Here is a 17,469-nt window from a genome sequence, read left to right as displayed (position 1 = left end):
CATGCGGCCGGAGGCGCTAGGCGATTAGTCCGCTGTTGAGTAGGACCCGGTTGCCAGGATGACTGCGCTTCGTTTCGCCGTTTTCGGAAAGAGCAGGCTCGCGGCCGCCCGCTGCCACGCCATCGCAGACCACGCGGGAACACAGATTGCGCGGACCTGGTCGGCTGAGGATGTGGCCGGCTTTGACGACGCCGCTTGGCAGGCCGCGCTCGATCCGGATGAGATCGACGCCGCCGTCTTCGCCCTGCCGGCGGACCTCGCTGCCAAAGCCTCACTCGCAGCCCTGCGCGCAGGGGTTCACGTGCTGAGTGAATTGCCGGGCGGGCAAAGCGTCGAGGACATCATCAATCTGCGCGAGGCCGAGCGCGCCAGCCGGGCCATCCTGAAATTCGGGTGCGGGCTTCGCTATCATGACAGCGTGCGCGCCGCCTGCGACCACATCGCGGCCGCCAGTCTCGGCGAACTCCTGACGGCCCGCGCCGTCTACGGCCATGCCGGATTTCCCGACAAGGAAGCCGGCCAGACCGGCATCCTCGCCACGCATGGTATCCACATGCTGGATATGCTGCACCTCTTCTGCGGCCCCTTCGAAGCCGTAAAAGCGATGCGCGACGACGGCCCCGGCGGGGAAGCCAACCTCTTCGCCCTCCTGAAAAGCGCCCGCGGCAGCCTTGCCCAGCTGCATTCCTCCGCGACGTCCTGGCGCCAGACCTTCCGGCTCGAGCTCGGCTTCGAGGAGGGCTATGTCTGGCTCGACGGACACCTGCCCGGCCTGGAGGGCTATGGCCCGGAAATGCTGATCCATGCCCGGATCGAGCGGGACCGGGAAGGCCGTCCGCAGCCCAACCCGGAAGAAGCCGTCCGCGAATTCTCCATCGCACACACGGCCGACGAGGAACTCAGGGAATTCGTCGAGGCCGTTGGCGGCCGCGCACCGTTGGAGCACGGGACCAGCCACCAGGCCTTCGATGCGATGAACATCGCCCAGCGCATTTGCGCGGCGACCGAAACATGGGCATAAGCGCGCCCGCCTGCAGCCGACCTGATCTCAAGGAGCCATGATGAGCCTGACCGCCGACCAGCTAGCCCGTATCGCGCTCGATGCCGGACACCTCATCATGGAGATCTATTCCACGGATTTCGACGTCGAGCGCAAGGATGACGCCTCGCCCGTCACCGAAGCCGATGCCAAGGCCGAAACACTGATCCTGCAGGGCCTGAAAGCCGCCGATCCGGAGCTTCAGGTTATTGCCGAGGAGTCCGTCTCCGCCGGGCACATGCCCGAACACGGCGCCCGCTTTGCCCTGGTCGACCCGCTCGACGGCACGAAGGAATTCATCAACCGGAACGGGGAGTTCACCGTCAACATCGCCATCATCGAGCATGGCAAGCCGGTGATGGGCGTCGTCTTCGCTCCGGCGCTGTCGCGTCTCTTTGTGGCTGAAGCGCCCGACACGGCCTGGCAGGCGGATGTGAAGCCGGGCGAGCCGGTGCCCGCCAGCGATGCCCGCCTGCCCCTGCACGTCCGAAAGGCCCCGGACGAAGGCCTTACGGCGATCGCGTCGAAATCCCACCGCTCGCCCGACACCGATGCGTTTCTGGACAAGTTCACCGTGGCCGAGATCATCTCGGCGGGCTCGTCGCTGAAATTCTGTCTTCTGGCAGCCGGCGAAGCCGACCTTTATCCGCGCATGGGCCGGACGATGGAATGGGACACAGCCGCCGGTCATGCCGTCGCCGAAGCCGCCGGCGCGCGCATCCTGACGGAAGACGAAACACCGCTACGCTATGGCAAGCGCGAGCGCGGCTACGACAATCCGCATTTTATCGTCTATGGCGATGTGACCCCGGTCTGAGCCCTACTCGGCCGTCGCCGCCTTCCGGGCGATTTCCTTCTTGTGCCAGGCATAGGCCGTCTCGATGACGCTATCGACATCGGACTGGACCGGCTTCCAGCCAAGAATGCGCTCGGCCTTTTCGGCCGAGGCGACGAGCGCCGGCGGGTCGCCCGCCCGGCGCGGGCCCACAGACCGCGGCACAGGCTTGCCGGTCACGCGCTCGACCGCCTGGACGATTTCCATGACGGTCGTGCCCGTCCCGGTGCCAAGATTAAACGCGTCGGACTTGCCGCCATCATCGAGATAGTCGAGCGCCTTCAGGTGCGCGTCGGCCAGGTCCATGACATGGATATAGTCGCGAACACAGGTGCCGTCGCGGGTCTCGAAATCGTCGCCGAAGACGGTCAGCTTGAAAGTATCGTTCAGCACACCCTCGATGCAGAGCGGGATGAGGTGGGTTTCCGGCTCGTGGCGCTCACCGACCTCACCATCCGGCGAGGCCCCGGCGGCATTGAAGTAACGCAGCTTCACCGAGCGGATGCCATGGGCGACTTCATAATCGTCCAGCACCTTCTCGACGAAAAGCTTCGACATGCCATAGGGGTTGATCGGGTTCTGCGGGAGGTCTTCCGTCATCGGCATCTTTTCCGGCACGCCATAGGTCGCGCAGGTGGACGAGAAGATGATCTTGTCGGTGCCGGCCTTTGCCATGGCATCGAGCAGGCGGACCGTGCCCATCGTATTGTTCTCGTAATACATGCCCGGTTTTTCCACCGACTCTCCGACATAGGCCAGCGCGGCGAAGTGGGCGACGGCATCGGGCTTGTATTTCGCGAAGGCGGCATCGAGGTCTGCCGGGTTCAGCAAATCGCCCTCGAAGACCTCGCCGAATTGCGCGAAGTCACGCCAGCCGCGCGAGAAATTATCAAAGACGACGACATTCCAGCCGGCTTCCTTGAATGCCTTGCAGCAATGGCTTCCGACATAGCCGGCACCGCCGGTCACGAGGACTGTTCTGCTCACGGGGATCATCCTTCAGGGTCAGTTCGGAACACTTTAACCGCCACGACAGCGGCTTGTCCCTCCCGATGCAATAGCGGTTCCACCCGGTCAGGAAAACATACGACCGGCTGGCGATTGCAGGGAAACGGTCCGCGCAAAAAAAGAGCGGCCCGTTTTCGGTGCCGCCCTTCTTCTCCTCCCGGAATATTTATTCTTATCATGCCCGCATCTTTTTGGTGGCCGGCTTGAAACGAAGCTGGCGCACTTTGGACTGTAATAAAACAGTTTTTTATGCTGCGCCGCACCAAGAATTCGCCCGTGGGCGGCATGCGGGGCGCGCCCGTCCGTCCCTCCCCCCGGCAGGACGCGGGACACCTCGCCGCGTCACAACCGCTCAGGAGAAAATTCGCGTCTCCCGCATTGCAGAAGGCGGAAAGACCTGCCAACAGATCGAGGTGTCATGACAAAATCGCCCCCTATTCTCGACATCGCCAATGCCTTCGCAGACGCAGCAACGCCGGCGGATTTTCCGAGCGCAGTGTTGCGTTTTCGCAACAACCGCTGGGCCAGCCATGTTGGGTTGAACGATCTTGCCGAGGACAAGTGGATCGATCACTTCGCCAGATTCGCGCCCTTGCCCGAAAATCTCGAAACGCCGCTGGCCATGCGCTATCACGGCCACCAGTTCGGCGTGTACAATCCCGAGCTGGGCGACGGGCGGGGCTTTCTCTTCGCCCAGCTGCGTGACGATAAGGGCCGCCTGCTCGATCTCGGCACCAAGGGCTCCGGCCAGACGCGCTGGTCGCGCCAGGGTGATGGACGCCTGACGCTGAAGGGCGGCGTGCGTGAAGTGCTCGCCGCGCAATATCTCGAAGCCCACGGCGTGAAGACGTCCAAGCCGTTCAGCCTGATCGAAACCGGCGAGCAGCTGGTGCGCGGCGACGAGCCCTCGCCCACTCGCTCGGCGGTGCTCGTGCGCCTGTCGCACAGCCATATCCGCTTCGGCAGCTTCCAGCGCGTGGCCTATTACGACGACCGTGAGAGCCTCGCCCGCCTGATTCGCCACGTCATCGCCGAGTACTATCCCGATGCCGCCGACGAGGACCTGACCATTGCCGCGCCGGCCCTCCTACACCGCATCACTGTGGAGACAGCGCGCATGGTGGCCGGCTGGATGACGGTCGGCTTCGTCCACGGCGTGATGAACACCGACAATTTCAACGTCACCGGCGAGAGCTTCGATTATGGCCCGTGGCGCTTCCTGCCCTATTCGGACCCGAACTTTACCGCCGCCTATTTCGACCAGCAGGGGCTTTACCGTTTCGGACGCCAGCCCACCCAGGGGCTGTGGGCGCTGCAGCAGCTCGCCGCGCCGCTCACCCTGATTGCCGATGCCGAGCCGCTGACAGAGGCGCTGAAGACCTTCGAGGGCGCCTATCAGCGCGCCTATGCCTGCCATACACTGGCCCTCTTCGGCCTGAAGGATGGCGAGAGCCTTGAGGCCGATCTGGAGTTCCTGCAGGCGCTCTATGGCTGGATGACCGAGACCGCGGCTGCCTGGCCCCAGGTTTTCTTCGACTGGTTCGGCGGCAAGCTGAGCGAGACCCGCGCGGAGAAGAGCCCGCTCGCCTCGCGCTACGCCGAAGAGAAGTTCGCCCCTGTCCGCGAAGGCCTCTTTGCCCGCGAGCCGGACCGCCCGGAACGCCTCGACCACCCCTACTTCCAGCGCGAACGCCCCGTCTCGCTTTTCTATGAAGAGGTCGAGGCCGTCTGGGACCCGATTGCCGAAAAGGATGACTGGTCGGCCTTCGAGAAAAAGCTGGAGGAGATCGACTCCGCACGCACAGCGCTCGATCTTGGCGACTCCGCCGTCGAGGCCTAAGCTCCAGCTGTGACACTTTTTTCTGCTGCGCCGCAGCAAATTTTGTGTCAAACCGCGCGCAGAAAACTAATTTCAAGTGCGCAAAGACGCTCGGAGGGAAGCAATGGACGGAACGGCCACCAAGACCGCATCGCCGGTAATGGATGATCTCATCAAGACCATGCAGGCGGCAGTTGTCAGCCTCGAAGCCTATGGCGAGGACGCGAAAGCCGCGATGAAGGCGAAGCTCGCGCCCGAGGGCAAGCCGGACCGCAAATTGCTCGACGCTCAGCAGCATTCCGCCCACGGCCTCTCCTGGGTGATCACCTATGTCGAGACGCTGCGCGAGACGGCCCACTGGGCCGAAACCATGCAGGCCGAAGGCAAGTTCGGCGAGATTGAGCAGCTGCTGTCGCAGATCCTTTTCTCGGAATATTGCGCCCAGCTGATCGGCGGCATTCCGATGAACCAGGGCGAGATCATCCGCCCGGCCGATCTCGGCGTCACCAAGGCCGGCATGCAGCGCCTGTTCGAACCCGCCGTCCAGCGCTTCCTCACCGAAGGCAAGACCTCCGAGGCGATGGCCGCGGCGGCGAAACACCTGCCCGACGCGCTCGGCCGCGCCACGGTGGAAGAAACCGGCCTCGACGAAACCCTCACCATGATCCGCGACCAGTTCCGCCGCTTCGCCGAGGACAAGGTCGTGCCCTACGCCCATGACTGGCACCTGAAGGATGAGCTGATCCCGATGGAGGTCGTCACGCAAATGGGCGAACTCGGCGTCTTCGGCCTCACCATCCCCGAAGAATATGGCGGCCTCGGCCTCGGCAAGACGTCGATGTGCGTTGTCTCCGAAGAGCTGTCGCGCGGCTATATCGGCGTCGGTTCGCTCGGCACGCGCTCGGAAATCGCCGCCGAGCTGATCCTGAATGGCGGCACCGACAGACAGAAGGAAAAGTGGCTGCCGGTCATCGCGTCGGCCGAAATCTTGCCGACCGCCGTCTTCACAGAGCCGAATACCGGCTCCGACCTCGGCTCGCTGCGTACCCGCGCGATCAAGGAGGGCGAAACCTACAAGATCACCGGCAACAAGACCTGGATCACCCATGCCGCACGCGCCGACATGATGACCCTGCTCGCTCGGACCGACCCGTCGACCGACAATTTCTCCGGCCTTTCCATGTTCCTGGCCGAAAAGCCGCGCGGCACCGACGACACCCCCTTCCCGGCCGAGGGCATGACGGGCGGCGAGATCGAGGTGCTCGGCTATCGCGGCATGAAGGAGTATGAGCTCGGCTTCGACGAGTTCGAGGTGCCGGCCGACAACCTGCTCGGGGCAACCGAGGGCATGGGCTTCAAACACCTCATGGCGACCTTCGAATCCGCGCGCATCCAGACCGCGGCGCGCGCTGTCGGCGTCGCCCAGTGTGCCTTCGAGATGGGGCTGAAATACGCCCTCGACCGCAAGCAGTTCGGCCGTGCGATCTATGACTTCCCGCGCGTCTCGAACAAGCTTGTCATGATGGCCGCCGAACTCGTCGGCGTACGCCAGCTCACCTATTTCTCGGCCCGCCAGAAGGATGGCGGCAAACGCTGCGACCTCGAGGCCGGCATGGCGAAACTGCTCGCCGCGCGCGTCGCCTGGGCCGCGGCCGACAATGCCGTCCAGATCCATGGCGGCAACGGCTTCGCCCTGGAATACCCGATCAGCCGCGTCCTGCAGGATGCGCGGATTTTGAATATCTTCGAAGGCGCGGGTGAGGTGCAGGCCATGGTGATCGCGAGACGGCTCGTGGAGAAGGGGAATGCGTAGGAATCAGAAATCGATCCAGTGAATCGATTTCCCGGAGCATTGCCTGAGCGCAAGCGAAGGCTATGGCCTAGGTGTAAGCAAAGGCCCGCGTACGAGAAACCCGGTCCCACCAGTATTCGCCCGGCTTTGTCTGTCCGGCCGCCAGCGCGAGCGTCAGGGGCCATACACATAGCGCCACGAATGCAGCGAAGGTCCGGTGTGCATATTGTGATGCCCCGCTCCGAACCGGTGACGGCTCGACACGATACCCCATGATATACTGGCCAATCGTTGCGCGTCCGACTTTCGGCAAAAGCCAAAAATAGCTGAATACGCCACCCAGCATGAGGAAAGTCAGCAAGGCGTGCACCCAATCCGTCGGACGCGAAAAATCACGTTCAACTTGCCAGCTAAAATGCCCTGTCCATGACGCTTCCAGCCCGAGCTCAAAGAGGACAAGGGGCGACGTGAAAATCGCCACGCTGACAAAGAAGTCGATGAAAAAAGCCAAAAAGCGCTTCCACAACCGAACCGGACCGTAAGTGGGTCGGCCTTCCCGCTGCGGGAAACGCAATGCGAAGATGGCAAATGGTGCTGTGACCAGCATTCCGAACCAGGACACGCTGGAAGCCTCCCCATAAGGCAGGATAACGGATGCCTGTGGCCCAATGGGAAGTGAAATCAACACCACCCATCCCAGGAATATCCAGAGAATCCATCGTCTGCTGATACCCTCCCTCACCGCGCCAGCCCCACAACCATAACCGTGCGCGTGTTCGTCTCGCGGTCCCAGGCATAGTGGCCGGGCACGGCGTCCTTCTGTGAGGCGCTGATGATGGTGAAAGGCCAGAGGCAGGTAGCGAGAAAGGCGGTGACGGTGCGCATGGCATATTCCGGTTCGCCATTGGCGCCCTCGGCCGCCACGATGCGGTAGCCCATGATCGTCTGGCCCGCGCTGGGACGCCCGGCGCGGGCCTGCAGCCAGAAATAGCAGAAAACGAGCGTCAGCCCGATCATGATGGCGGGCGCGACGCGCAGCATGCTCAGGACCGGATGCAGCGCGAGGAAGAGGACGGCCAGGTCGATCAGGAAGGCTGACAGGCGCCGCCAGAGGCGCACCGGATCGCCCGTCTCGATTGTGCCGCCGGCCGGCGTATAGCCGATCGCGAAGGCCCCGAGCGCAAGACCGGAAAAAAGCCGCACAGACCCGTCATCCGGCACGACGCCGAGAAGCGGCACACCGACCCACACGCCCGCCAGGGCGAGCACGACACCAAGGACCATCCAGCGGCTCATCGCGAGGGGCATTAGGCGCGCGCAAACCGGATGCGTCAATGCAGATTCGAGCGCCCGGAAATCCGCGCGGGAGCCAGTCCTGCCTTGAGCTGGGCACGCCCTTGGCAATCAGAGTCGCACGCCACAAAGCGTAATGCAAAATTGCGCAAACATTTTCATTGAAGTCCGCGCATCGCCACGATAACCTTCGCAATGACAGCCTCAAAACCCTGACAAGGCTGATACAAAACAAAGCCCCGGAACAGGGGTTGGGAGGATCAGGTGACAGACACACAGATGCCGGCGGGCCGGTTCGAGGGCGATCTTGTCTTCGTCCTGCTGATCAGCTGCGTCGCCACGCTCGGCGGCTTTCTCTTCGGTTTCGACAGCGGCGTGATTAATGGCACGGTCGCCGGGCTGGAAGCCTCTCTGACCATGAGCGAGCCGCTGCGCGATGCCGCCGTCGCCTCCATGCTGGTCGGCTGCGCCATCGGCGCGGCACTAGCGGGGCGGCTGTCGGACATTTTCGGGCGGCGCTCCATGATGATCGTGGCCGCCGCCTGCTTCATCCTCAGCGCCTGGGGCTCCGGCATCGCCTCGGGTCCATGGGTCTTCATCGCCGCGCGCGTGCTCGGCGGGCTCGCCGTCGGGGCCGCCAGTGTGATGTCGCCGGCCTATATCTCCGAAATCGCCCCGGCCCAGTTTCGCGGCCGGCTCTCCTCCATCCAGCAGGTCGCCATCATTATCGGCCTCTTCATCGCCTTCCTGTCGAACTATGCGATCCAGCAGGCGGCCGGCTCGGCGCGCAATGAGTGGCTTTGGGGCTTCGAGGCCTGGCGCTGGATGTTCTGGGTCGAGCTGCTGCCGGCCACCTTGTTCTTCCTGGCCCTGCTCTTCATCCCGGAGAGCCCGCGCTTCCTCATCTTCAGGGGCGCGCGCGAAAAGGCGCAGGCCATACTCGTCCGCATCGGCGGCGCCAACAGGGCGCCCGCAAAAGTCGGCGAGATCGAGCAGTCGCTCGCCAGCGGGCGCAAGCCCCGGCTGAGAGACGTCCTGGCGAAGCGCGGCGGGCTCAAACCGATCGTCTGGATCGGCATCGGGCTTGCCGTCTTCCAGCAGCTCGTCGGCATCAATGTCGTCTTCTATTATGGGGCCGTTCTCTGGCAGGCGGTCGGATTCTCGGAAGGCGACGCGCTGCTGATCAATGTCATCTCCGGGGCGGTCTCCATCCTGGCCGTGGTGATCGCGCTCGCCCTGATCGACCGGATCGGGCGCAAGCCGCTGCTGCTTGGCGGCTCGATTGGCATGGCGCTCACCCTGTCGATCCTGGTCGTCTGTTTCTCGCAGGCCCGCCTGGTCGATGGCAGTGTCACCCTGCCCGGCCAGACCGGCCTGATCGCCCTCATCGCAGCGAATGCCTATGTCCTCTTCTTCAACGCCTCCTGGGGTCCGGTCATGTGGGTCGCGCTGGGCGAGATGTTTCCCAACCAGATCAGAGGATCCGGCCTCGCCGTGGCGGGCTTCTTCCAGTGGTTTGCAAACTTCATGATCACGCTCACCTTCCCGCTGATGCTGCGCACCACCGGGATCGGGCTGACGGGGGCTTACGGCTTCTATGCCGTCTGCGCCTTCCTCTCGATCGTCTTCGTGATGAAGGCCGTTCGCGAAACCGGCAACCGGGAGCTGGAAGACATGCGAGACTAGGCCGCCGCCGTCTCAAGCGGGCGGGCCCACGCTCTCACGTTCGACAATCCGGATTATGTCATTGACGCGGTTGAGCGGCTGGCCGTCCCAATCCTCGCCCGTCACCTCGGTGATGAGGCCGATGGCGGCCTGCGCCATCTCCGCGATGGGCTGACGCACCGTCGTCAGCGGCGGCCAGATCGCAGCGGCAATGGCGGTGTCGTCGAACCCGGCGACCGAGAGCTGCGCCGGCACCTGCAGCCCGCGCCGGTGAGCCGCGGCAATCACCCCGGCGGCCATGTCGTCATTGCTGGCAAAGATGGCCGTCGGCGGGACGGTCTGGCCGAGCAGCACCTCCCCGGCGGCCATGCCCGAGCGGAAGGTGAAATCCCCGTGGCAGACGAGCTGCTCGTCCAGCGCAAGGCCATGCTCCGAGAGGGCTTTCTCATAGCCGGCCGCGCGCTGCGCGCTGGAGGGGTGTTCGTCCGGCCCGCGCACGAAACCGATGCGGCTGTGCTGGTGGGCGATCAGGTGTTCGGTCATGGCGTGGGCGGCGGCGGCATCGTCAAAAACGACACTCGACTGGCCACCGCCCCCGGCATTGCCGAACAGGACCGTGGCGATGCCAAGCCCCTCGATAAGCTGCAGCAGCGCCGCGTTGCCGCTAAGCGGCGGGGTCAGGATCAGCGCGTCGAGATGGATGGTCCGCAGGCGCTCGACGATGGCCGAGGTGTCGAGCGCGTCCTCGATGTCGGAGAGATCCTCGATGACGAGGTGGTGGCCAAGGTCCCGGCACTGCTTCAGCGCGCTGACGAGCAGCTCGCTCAGATAGCTCGGGCTGGGGTTGTAATAGGCCAGGCCGATCAGCTTTGAGCGACCGCCGGCGAGGCCGCGCGCCATCAGATTGGGCTGGTAGTTCAGCGCGGCAATGGCGGCTTCCACCTTCTCGCGCGTCGCCGCCTTCACGAGCGTCTGCTTGTTCAGCACCCGCGAAACGGTCATTTGCGAAACGCCAGCCTTCTCGGCGACATCCTTGATGGTGATTGGCCGTCGCTTGGTCAAAGGCTCGCCGTTCACTCCACTTCTGCCTGTCCCTTATCTGTACCGATTGGCCACTGGCGATGGCAAGGCCGGCCCCGCCCTTGCCAAGGCTCGAACTTATGGCATGGTATGTGTCATAATCTGCGGTGGTGCCCATGCTTCGAATCTTTCTGGCTGTCTTCTTCACCTGTCTTGCGAGGATGGCCACAGCGCCGCTCCAGGCCGGCGCGCAGGAGGAGGAAACAGGAGCGCCGCCCCAGCAGCCGAATTTCGTCATCCTGCTGATCGACGATGCCGCCTTCATGGACCTCGGCGTCTATGGCGGCGAAGCCCGCACGCCGAACATCGATGCGCTGGCCGCGCGCGGCATGATGTTCACCCGCTATTACACCTCGCCCCTCTGCGCGCCGTCCCGGGCCATGCTGCTGACCGGCATGGACAATCACCGCGCCGGAGTCGGCACGATCGGCGAGATCATAACGAAAGAGCAGAAAGGCGAGCCCGGCTATTCGCTGGAGCTTGAACCCGGCGTGTTGACGATTGCCGCCCGGCTCAAGGCCGCCGGCTATCGTACCCTGATGACCGGCAAGTGGCATCTCGGCCATGAGCCGGATTCCCTGCCGTCGGCGCACGGCTTTGACCGCTCCTTCGCGCTCGATGCCTCCGGGGCCGACAATTGGGAAGACAAGCCCTACATGCCCTATTACCGGGAAGCGCCCTGGTACGAGAATGGCGAGACGGCCAGCCTGCCGGACGACTTCTATTCCTCGCGCTTCATCGTCGACCGCATGATCGACTATCTTGGCGAGACAGAGGCCGACAAACCCTTCCTCGCCTATCTGGGCTTCCAGGCCATCCACATCCCGGTCCAGGCCCCGCCGGAATTCACCGCAAACTATGACGGCGTCTATGACGAAGGCTGGCAGGCCCTGCGCGAACATCGCTGGCAGACGGCCAAATCGCTCGGCCTCATCCCGGCGACGGCGAAGCTTGAGCCCATGCCCTCGGATCTACGCCCCTGGGCCGCGCTCGATGAAGACGAACAGGCGCTCTATGCCGCCCGCATGGAGGTCAATGCCGGCATGCTGGAAGCGATGGACCATCATGTCGGCCGGCTGATCGAGCACCTGAAACAGCAGGGCCTCTATGAGAACACCGTCTTCATCGTCACCTCCGACAATGGCCCCGAGCCCTCGCGCGGCGACAATGACTGGCGCCTGAAGCTCTGGATGAAATTCCACGGCTATCATCTCGGCACCGACGACATCGGCGAAGCCGGCAGCTGGGCCTTTATCGGGCCGGAATGGTCGATGGCGGCGGCCTCGCCCGGAAACCTTTTCAAGTTCTACAGTGCTGAAGGCGGCATCCATGTGCCCCTGATCATAGCCGGTCCCGGCATCGCCGCCGGCATGCGACAGGGCGCGCTTGCCAATGTCACCGACCTTGCCCCGACCCTGCTCGACCTCGCCGGCGCGACCGCCCCTATGGAGGAGGCCAAGCCCATGACCGGGCGCAGCCTCGCCGGGCTGCTCCGCGGGGAAGCGCAATCGGTCTACGGGCCCGAAGACCCGCTCGCCATCGAGGTCAGCGGCAATTCCGCGCTGATCCGGGGCGACCACAAGATCACCCGCAACCAGCGGCCATTCGGAGACGGCGAGTGGCGGCTTTACGATGTGAAAGCCGATCCGGGCGAGGTGCATGACCTGTCCGATGCCGAGCCGGAGCTGATGCAGTCCATGCTCGCCGACTATGAGACCTATGCCCGTGAGGCCGGGGTGATCCCGGTGCCGGACGGCTTCAACTCTCGCAAGCAGATTTCGCGCAACACGATGAAGCGCCAGCTGCGGTCCTACTGGTGGATCCTCGTCGGGGCGCTGATCCTGCTGGCGGGGCTTGTCGCGCTGGTCTGGATGGGTGTGCGGCGGCTGGTCCGCCGCTGAAACGCGGCATGAAGAGGCAGGGAGGAGAAGCGAGGCCATGTGGAAGACACTCCTGCTCGGCGGCCTCGCGCTCATCCTGGCCGGCGCCACCCTCCTCTGGCTCAACCGGACATCGGTCATTCTTTTCCTCGCAGCCCATACCGGCCAGCAAGCCGTCGCGCCCACCCGGTCAGTGAACTGGCAGCACGGCCCGGCGACACCGCAAACCGGAGCAGACCGGCCGCCCAATGTCGTCTTCATCCTGGCCGACGATCTGGGCTTCAACGACATCTCGACCTTTGGCGGCGGCGTGGCGAGCGGGCGCGTGCCAACACCGAATATCGACCGGCTCGCCCGGGAAGGCGCCATCTTCACCAATGCCTATGCCGGCACGGCGAGCTGCGCGCCCTCGCGCGCCATGATCATGACCGGGCGCTATCCGACCCGTACCGGCTTCGAGTTCACGCCGATACCGGACGGGATGGGCCGGATCCTCGCCATGGTCTCAAAGGACCAGCCGAACGGCCTGCCGCCCATCGACTGGAACCGGGCCGCCGCTGAAGCCTCCCCACCCTTTGCCGAGCAGGGCTTGCCGGGCGCCGAAGTCACGCTGGCCGAAGTGCTCGGTGACGCCGGCTATCATACCGTGCATATCGGCAAGTGGCACCTCGGCCGGGGTCCGGAATTCGGGCCGAACGCGCAAGGCTTTGACGAGAGCCTGCTCATGGCGAGCGGGCTTTACCTGCCGGCGGACGACGAGGACGCGGTCAATGCGCAGATCGATTTCGACCCGGTCGACAAGTTCCTCTGGGCGCGCATGCAGTTCGCCGCGAGCTATAATGGCGGCGACTGGTTCGCGCCGGGCGGCTACCTTACCGACTACTGGACCGACGAGGCCGAGAAGGTGATCCAGGCCAATCGCAACCGGCCCTTCTTCCTCTATCTCGCCCATTGGGGCGTGCACACGCCGCTGCAGGCGACACGCGCCGATTACGAGGCGGTCGGCGACATCGAGCCCCACCGGCTGCGGGTCTATGCGGCCATGATCCGCGGCCTCGACCGCAGCGTCGGCGACATCCTCGACACGCTTGAGACAGAGGGCCTCAGCGAGAATACCATCGTCATCTTCTCCAGCGACAATGGCGGGCCCGGCTATATCGGCTTGCCGGATATCAACGCGCCTTACCGGGGCTGGAAGCTCACCCTGTTCGAGGGCGGCATCCGGGTGCCGCTCTTCATGCGCTGGCCCGGCCACATCCCGGCCGGGCGCGAAGTCTCCACGCCGGCAGCCCATATCGACCTGCTGCCCACCGTCGCCGCAGCCTGCGGGGCCAGCCTGCCGGCGGGCGTGGCGATTGACGGGCGCAACATCCTCCCGCTGGCGACCGGCGACAACCAAGCCCCCGCCTCCGACGCCATCTTCTGGCAGAGCGCCTACAATCGGGTCGTCCGCAAGGGCGACTGGAAGCTCCAGATCAGCAAGCGGCCCGACAAGGTCTGGCTGTACGATCTCGCCAGCGACCCGACCGAGCAGACCAATCTCGCCGAAACCCGCCCCGACAAGGTGGAGGAGCTTCAGGCCGTGCTCGAGGCCCATCAGCAAGGCGCGCGCGAACCGCTCTATCCCTACACGATGGAAGGACCGGTCGCCGTCGACAAGACGCTCGCCGACACGATCGAGCCGGGCGACGAGATCATCTACTGGCCGAACTGAGCCCGGTTCACCGGTCTTTCAGAAGCGCCTCAACGGTGCGCAGGATCACCGCTTCAGCCGCTTCGGCCGAGAGCTCCTGATCCTGCCGCATCCGCCGCCAGGCCTGGAAGCCTGTCAGCATTTCCAGCGCGCCCAGAAGCGTCTCGTCCGCCTTGATGTCGTCGGGCAGGATGCCCATCAGGCCGGCGCGCTCCATGGTCAGGAAGCGGCGATAAGCATTCATCAGATGCGGCGAGGAGAAGCGCCGCAGATTGGACGCCACCTTGAGCGGCAGGATACGCTCATAGATGCCGGCCCGCCGGGCGACGAGTTCGCGCAGCCGGTCATGCCATTCGCTCGACTGCCAGGGCGTCATGACAATTGGCAGGATCTCGGCTTCCAGCCGCTCGGTCATCTCGCGGTAGAGCCCGTCCATATCCTCGAAGTGGCGGAAGACGGTGCGTAGGCCCACCCCGGCCTGCTCGGCCACGCTGGCCGCGCTCGGCTCCATCTCGCCGTCCTGGATCAGCGCGAACAGGGCATCGACGATCTGGAGGCGGCTACGCTCGCTGCGCGCCTTGCGCCCATCGCGATCGGGCGGATTGCTGGCAACAACGCTGAGACGGGACTTGTCTGTCATCGCTTCAGTGTTCCCGCGAAGCATGCGGCGGTCAATCGAGCAAATGCGCATAACCGATGGCCTGGCTATCTGCCGGCAAATGGACCACGAGGCCGTCCTCGCCCACCCGGAGCGCGCCATCGAAGTGCCCGCCGGCCCCATCGAGAAAGGCCGGCTTGAGCAGACCCACCGGCAGCGGCGGCACGATATGGGTGAGGACCAGCGCTTTGGCGCCGGCGGCCTCAGCCACATCGGCGGCCTCTGTGGGGCTGGCATGATAGTCGAGAATGTCGCTGAAGATCTTCGACAGCGCCACGTCGCCATTGTCAGCCGCCGCCTCGGCCATGACGGCGACCATGTCGCGGTTGAGCGCTTCATGGACGAGAAGGTCTGTGCCTTTTGCCGCCTCGATCACGCTTTGCGTACGGACCGTGTCGCCGCTGACCGTGACCGATCGGCCTTTATAATCAACGCGGTAGCCGAACGCCGGCGCAACGGGCGCATGGTCGACCAGAAAGGCCGACACGGTCACGCCATCTTCGGAAAACACCTCCGCAACGCGACCGCCCGGCGGCAGGGACAGTTCGGCCGCGCGGGCGCCAAAACCTTGAGGGTTCGCGATTTTTTCGCCGTGATGGGCGGTGCGGTAGGTAGCGTCTATGGCATAGGCCTGGCCAAAGCCGGCCACGACCTCGCCCGTGCCCGCCGGCCCGGAGACCGGCACAGGCTGAGTGCGCGAGCCGCCGATCCAGGCCTGCAGGATCAGTTCGCCGAGCCCGTCGATATGGTCGGAATGCAGGTGCGTGAGAAAAACATGGTCGATCCCGCCCATCGGGAAGCCCATGCGCGCGAGCTTGCGCATGCTACCGGATCCGGCATCGAAGACGAGCGCGGTTTCGCCCGCCAGCACGGCGAGGCAGGGCCCGGCCCGTGTCGGATCCGGCAGGGGCGATCCGGTGCCGCAGAAATAGACATGCAGGCCATCCTCCAGCCTGGCCGTCTGGTCGGCGCCGACAAGGCGGTCTGCCGTGCGCTCGAAGACCGCCGCCCCGATCCGGGCCTGGAAGGCCTTGAAGACCACTGCCCCGGCGAGCACCAGAACCAGCAGGACAAAAAGAATCCGCCAGACCCAACGTGTCATCGCCATCCCTCCTTTTCGGGCCGCGAGGACGGTACACCTGGAGAGTGCAGTAGAGGGTACAGCTGGCGGGTACAGTTACGGGGCATGGGCGGCGTCCTCCTTCAGGGCGTCCTCAACCGCCCAGAGCCGGTCCTGGCCCCAGACCGCGACATCGCCGACACGGAAGCTCGGCACACCCCAGAGGCCGAGCGACATCATCTCGGCGCGGTTGGCCTCGGCCTCGCCCTGCCAGTGGTCGCCGCCAATGAGTTTCTTCGCGCTTGCCCAGTCGAGACCGGCGCGTTCGGTGATCTTCTTGAGGCCCTTGTCGCTGCCGGCATCGATACCTTCGGCCCAGACCCCGCGCAGGAAGCTCAGCGCAAAGTCGAGGCCCTTCTCCTCACCCATGGCCCAGGCCAGCACGGCATAGCCGCGCTCGACCGCCTCCCCCACCGGGTCGACAACCTTGCCGAAGGGAATGCCCAGGCGGTGCGCCTCGCGGGCAGTGTCTTTCAGGATATAGCGCCCCTTCATGCGCGGCACCTGCATGCCCCGCATCACCATGGGCAGGACGTAGCGCAGCTTCAGCGGCGCGCCATAGGCCGCGGCCAGCGCTTTCACGCGCTCGGCGGCGATGGCGGTATAGGGGCTGCGGAAGGAAAGGTAGAAGTGAAGCTCTTTCGCGCCGGCCGGTGGCGTGGCGGGCGCATCGTGGAGGAGTTCCGGCGGCGGAAAGATCAGCGCCTCGTCGCCCGGCGTCTTCGCCGCGCCGAGCGCCTGCAGGCGGCGCTCGAGATGGTGCAGCCGGTCGATGCCCCAATACCACTCGCCTTCATAGTGGAAAGTGGCGCCCAGATAGTGGCCGAGCGTTTCGCGCCGGGCCGCGCCATCGGTTTTCAGCGTCTCCGCATCGCCCACCCCGGATGGACGCGGCCCCTCACCCGTCCAGAGCCATTGCCCGATGGCGGCCGCATCGCGGACAAAGCGGCCCTCCGCGATGGCCGCGGCAAGGCCAGCCCCGGCGGCGACAAGGCTCTCAGGCGCCGGCTGGCGGCCCGGATCGTAAAAGGACAACCCGGCCTTGCGAGCCAGCAGGGTGGCATCCCGGCGCGAATAGGCGACGAGCTTTTCCCGGTCGGGGGCGGCCCAGTCCGGTGGCGGGGGCACGAGCCGGGGGGCGATCTCCACATCGTAACGCGCGGCCAGCGCGGGCAGGACCTGCGCGGCGAGATGCGAATACGGGTCCGAGGCGTCGTGGAAATACTCGATCATGTGCGCGCGTCCCTTCCGCTGACGGGCGCGTTCCGCCTTGCCCCGCGCCCGTTCGAGCCGATTGCGGCTGGTCAGCCTGGCACTGATGCGAGAGGACAGAAATGCTTTCAGCGACATGCGATGACCAGCCTCCCCAAGGCCGGAATCTATCTATTGGCATTATATGTGTCAATTTAATTGGAGGGGACCTTCAGGCCGCGCAGGAAACTTCCGAGGCGGCTGCCGCAAGATCGGCGCGCGCCTGCTCCGAGACCCGGGTGTCGCCGGTCTTCCCCGCCGCCTGTATCAGGGCCTCGAGCGCGCCTGTCTCCTCCAGACGCTGGCAGGTTCTGGGCTCATCCTGCCTCAGCGCGC

The 17,469-nt window shown here is 64.9% G+C and carries 14 protein-coding genes; 7 read left to right on the top strand and 7 right to left on the bottom strand.

Features of this window, described 5'->3' with window-relative positions; all coding sequences use genetic code 11:
• Positions 1-58 precede the first annotated feature (58 nt).
• Both B8784_RS14590 and cysQ read left to right on the top strand, forming a co-directional pair.
• Entirely contained in the window at positions 59-1,021 is a 963-nt protein-coding gene (locus B8784_RS14590) for a Gfo/Idh/MocA family protein (protein WP_084398672.1), read from the top strand.
• 40 nt (positions 1,022-1,061) lie between these two features.
• Positions 1,062-1,856, top strand: coding sequence for a 3'(2'),5'-bisphosphate nucleotidase CysQ (gene cysQ / locus B8784_RS14585; protein WP_407646487.1), 795 nt, complete (start codon positions 1,062-1,064; stop codon positions 1,854-1,856).
• Positions 1,857-1,859: 3 nt separating this feature from the next.
• Here cysQ and galE read toward each other — a convergent pair whose 3' ends face one another.
• Entirely contained in the window at positions 1,860-2,861 is a 1,002-nt protein-coding gene (gene galE / locus B8784_RS14580; protein ID WP_233356162.1) for a UDP-glucose 4-epimerase GalE, read from the bottom strand.
• A gap of 439 nt (positions 2,862-3,300) precedes the next feature.
• On the opposite strand from galE, the gene B8784_RS14575 reads away from it, so the two are divergent.
• Both B8784_RS14575 and B8784_RS14570 read left to right on the top strand, forming a co-directional pair.
• Positions 3,301-4,722, top strand: coding sequence for a protein adenylyltransferase SelO family protein (locus tag B8784_RS14575; protein ID WP_084398669.1), 1,422 nt, complete (start codon positions 3,301-3,303; stop codon positions 4,720-4,722).
• Between the two features lie 103 nt (positions 4,723-4,825).
• Positions 4,826-6,514, top strand: a complete 1,689-nt coding sequence (locus B8784_RS14570) for an acyl-CoA dehydrogenase family protein (RefSeq protein WP_084398668.1) — start codon at positions 4,826-4,828, stop codon at positions 6,512-6,514.
• Positions 6,515-6,581: 67 nt separating this feature from the next.
• Here B8784_RS14570 and B8784_RS14565 read toward each other — a convergent pair whose 3' ends face one another.
• Together B8784_RS14565 and B8784_RS14560 are read right to left on the bottom strand one after the other, a co-directional pair.
• Entirely contained in the window at positions 6,582-7,115 is a 534-nt protein-coding gene (locus B8784_RS14565; RefSeq protein ID WP_143435534.1) for an RDD family protein, read from the bottom strand.
• Positions 7,116-7,231: 116 nt separating this feature from the next.
• Positions 7,232-7,777: a hypothetical protein gene (locus B8784_RS14560; protein WP_143435532.1), complete on the bottom strand. Its 546-nt coding sequence runs from the start codon at positions 7,775-7,777 to the stop codon at positions 7,232-7,234.
• A gap of 288 nt (positions 7,778-8,065) precedes the next feature.
• On the opposite strand from B8784_RS14560, the gene B8784_RS14555 reads away from it, so the two are divergent.
• On the top strand, positions 8,066-9,472 hold the full coding sequence (locus B8784_RS14555; RefSeq protein WP_084398665.1) for a sugar porter family MFS transporter: 1,407 nt from the start codon (positions 8,066-8,068) through the stop codon (positions 9,470-9,472).
• 12 nt (positions 9,473-9,484) lie between these two features.
• Here B8784_RS14555 and B8784_RS14550 read toward each other — a convergent pair whose 3' ends face one another.
• On the bottom strand, positions 9,485-10,513 hold the full coding sequence (locus B8784_RS14550; RefSeq protein WP_143435530.1) for a LacI family DNA-binding transcriptional regulator: 1,029 nt from the start codon (positions 10,511-10,513) through the stop codon (positions 9,485-9,487).
• 134 nt (positions 10,514-10,647) lie between these two features.
• Here B8784_RS14550 and B8784_RS14545 point away from each other — a divergent pair, with 134 nt between their 5' ends.
• Complete coding sequence (locus tag B8784_RS14545; RefSeq protein ID WP_233356160.1) at positions 10,648-12,432, top strand: arylsulfatase; 1,785 nt, start codon at positions 10,648-10,650, stop codon at positions 12,430-12,432.
• A gap of 37 nt (positions 12,433-12,469) precedes the next feature.
• Positions 12,470-14,125, top strand: coding sequence for a sulfatase (locus tag B8784_RS14540; RefSeq protein WP_084398663.1), 1,656 nt, complete (start codon positions 12,470-12,472; stop codon positions 14,123-14,125).
• A gap of 7 nt (positions 14,126-14,132) precedes the next feature.
• Here the strand turns inward: B8784_RS14540 and B8784_RS14535 are convergent, their stop codons facing one another.
• From B8784_RS14535 to B8784_RS14525, 3 genes are all read right to left on the bottom strand, one after another.
• Positions 14,133-14,744 carry a TetR/AcrR family transcriptional regulator gene (locus tag B8784_RS14535; protein ID WP_084398707.1) on the bottom strand — a complete coding sequence of 204 codons (612 nt, stop codon included), beginning with the start codon at positions 14,742-14,744 and terminating at the stop codon, positions 14,133-14,135.
• Between the two features lie 31 nt (positions 14,745-14,775).
• Positions 14,776-15,864: an MBL fold metallo-hydrolase gene (locus B8784_RS14530; protein WP_084398706.1), complete on the bottom strand. Its 1,089-nt coding sequence runs from the start codon at positions 15,862-15,864 to the stop codon at positions 14,776-14,778.
• Between the two features lie 75 nt (positions 15,865-15,939).
• A complete protein-coding gene (locus B8784_RS14525) occupies positions 15,940-17,232 on the bottom strand; it encodes a DsbA family protein (protein WP_084398662.1) in 1,293 nt (430 codons plus the stop codon).
• Between the last annotated feature and the right edge of the window lie 237 nt (positions 17,233-17,469).

The organism is Henriciella aquimarina (genome assembly GCF_002088975.1).
In the GTDB taxonomy this organism is placed as follows: domain Bacteria; phylum Pseudomonadota; class Alphaproteobacteria; order Caulobacterales; family Hyphomonadaceae; genus Henriciella; species Henriciella aquimarina.
Note: the sequence above shows the minus strand (reverse complement) of the source record. Positions and strands in the feature narration are given on the sequence as shown.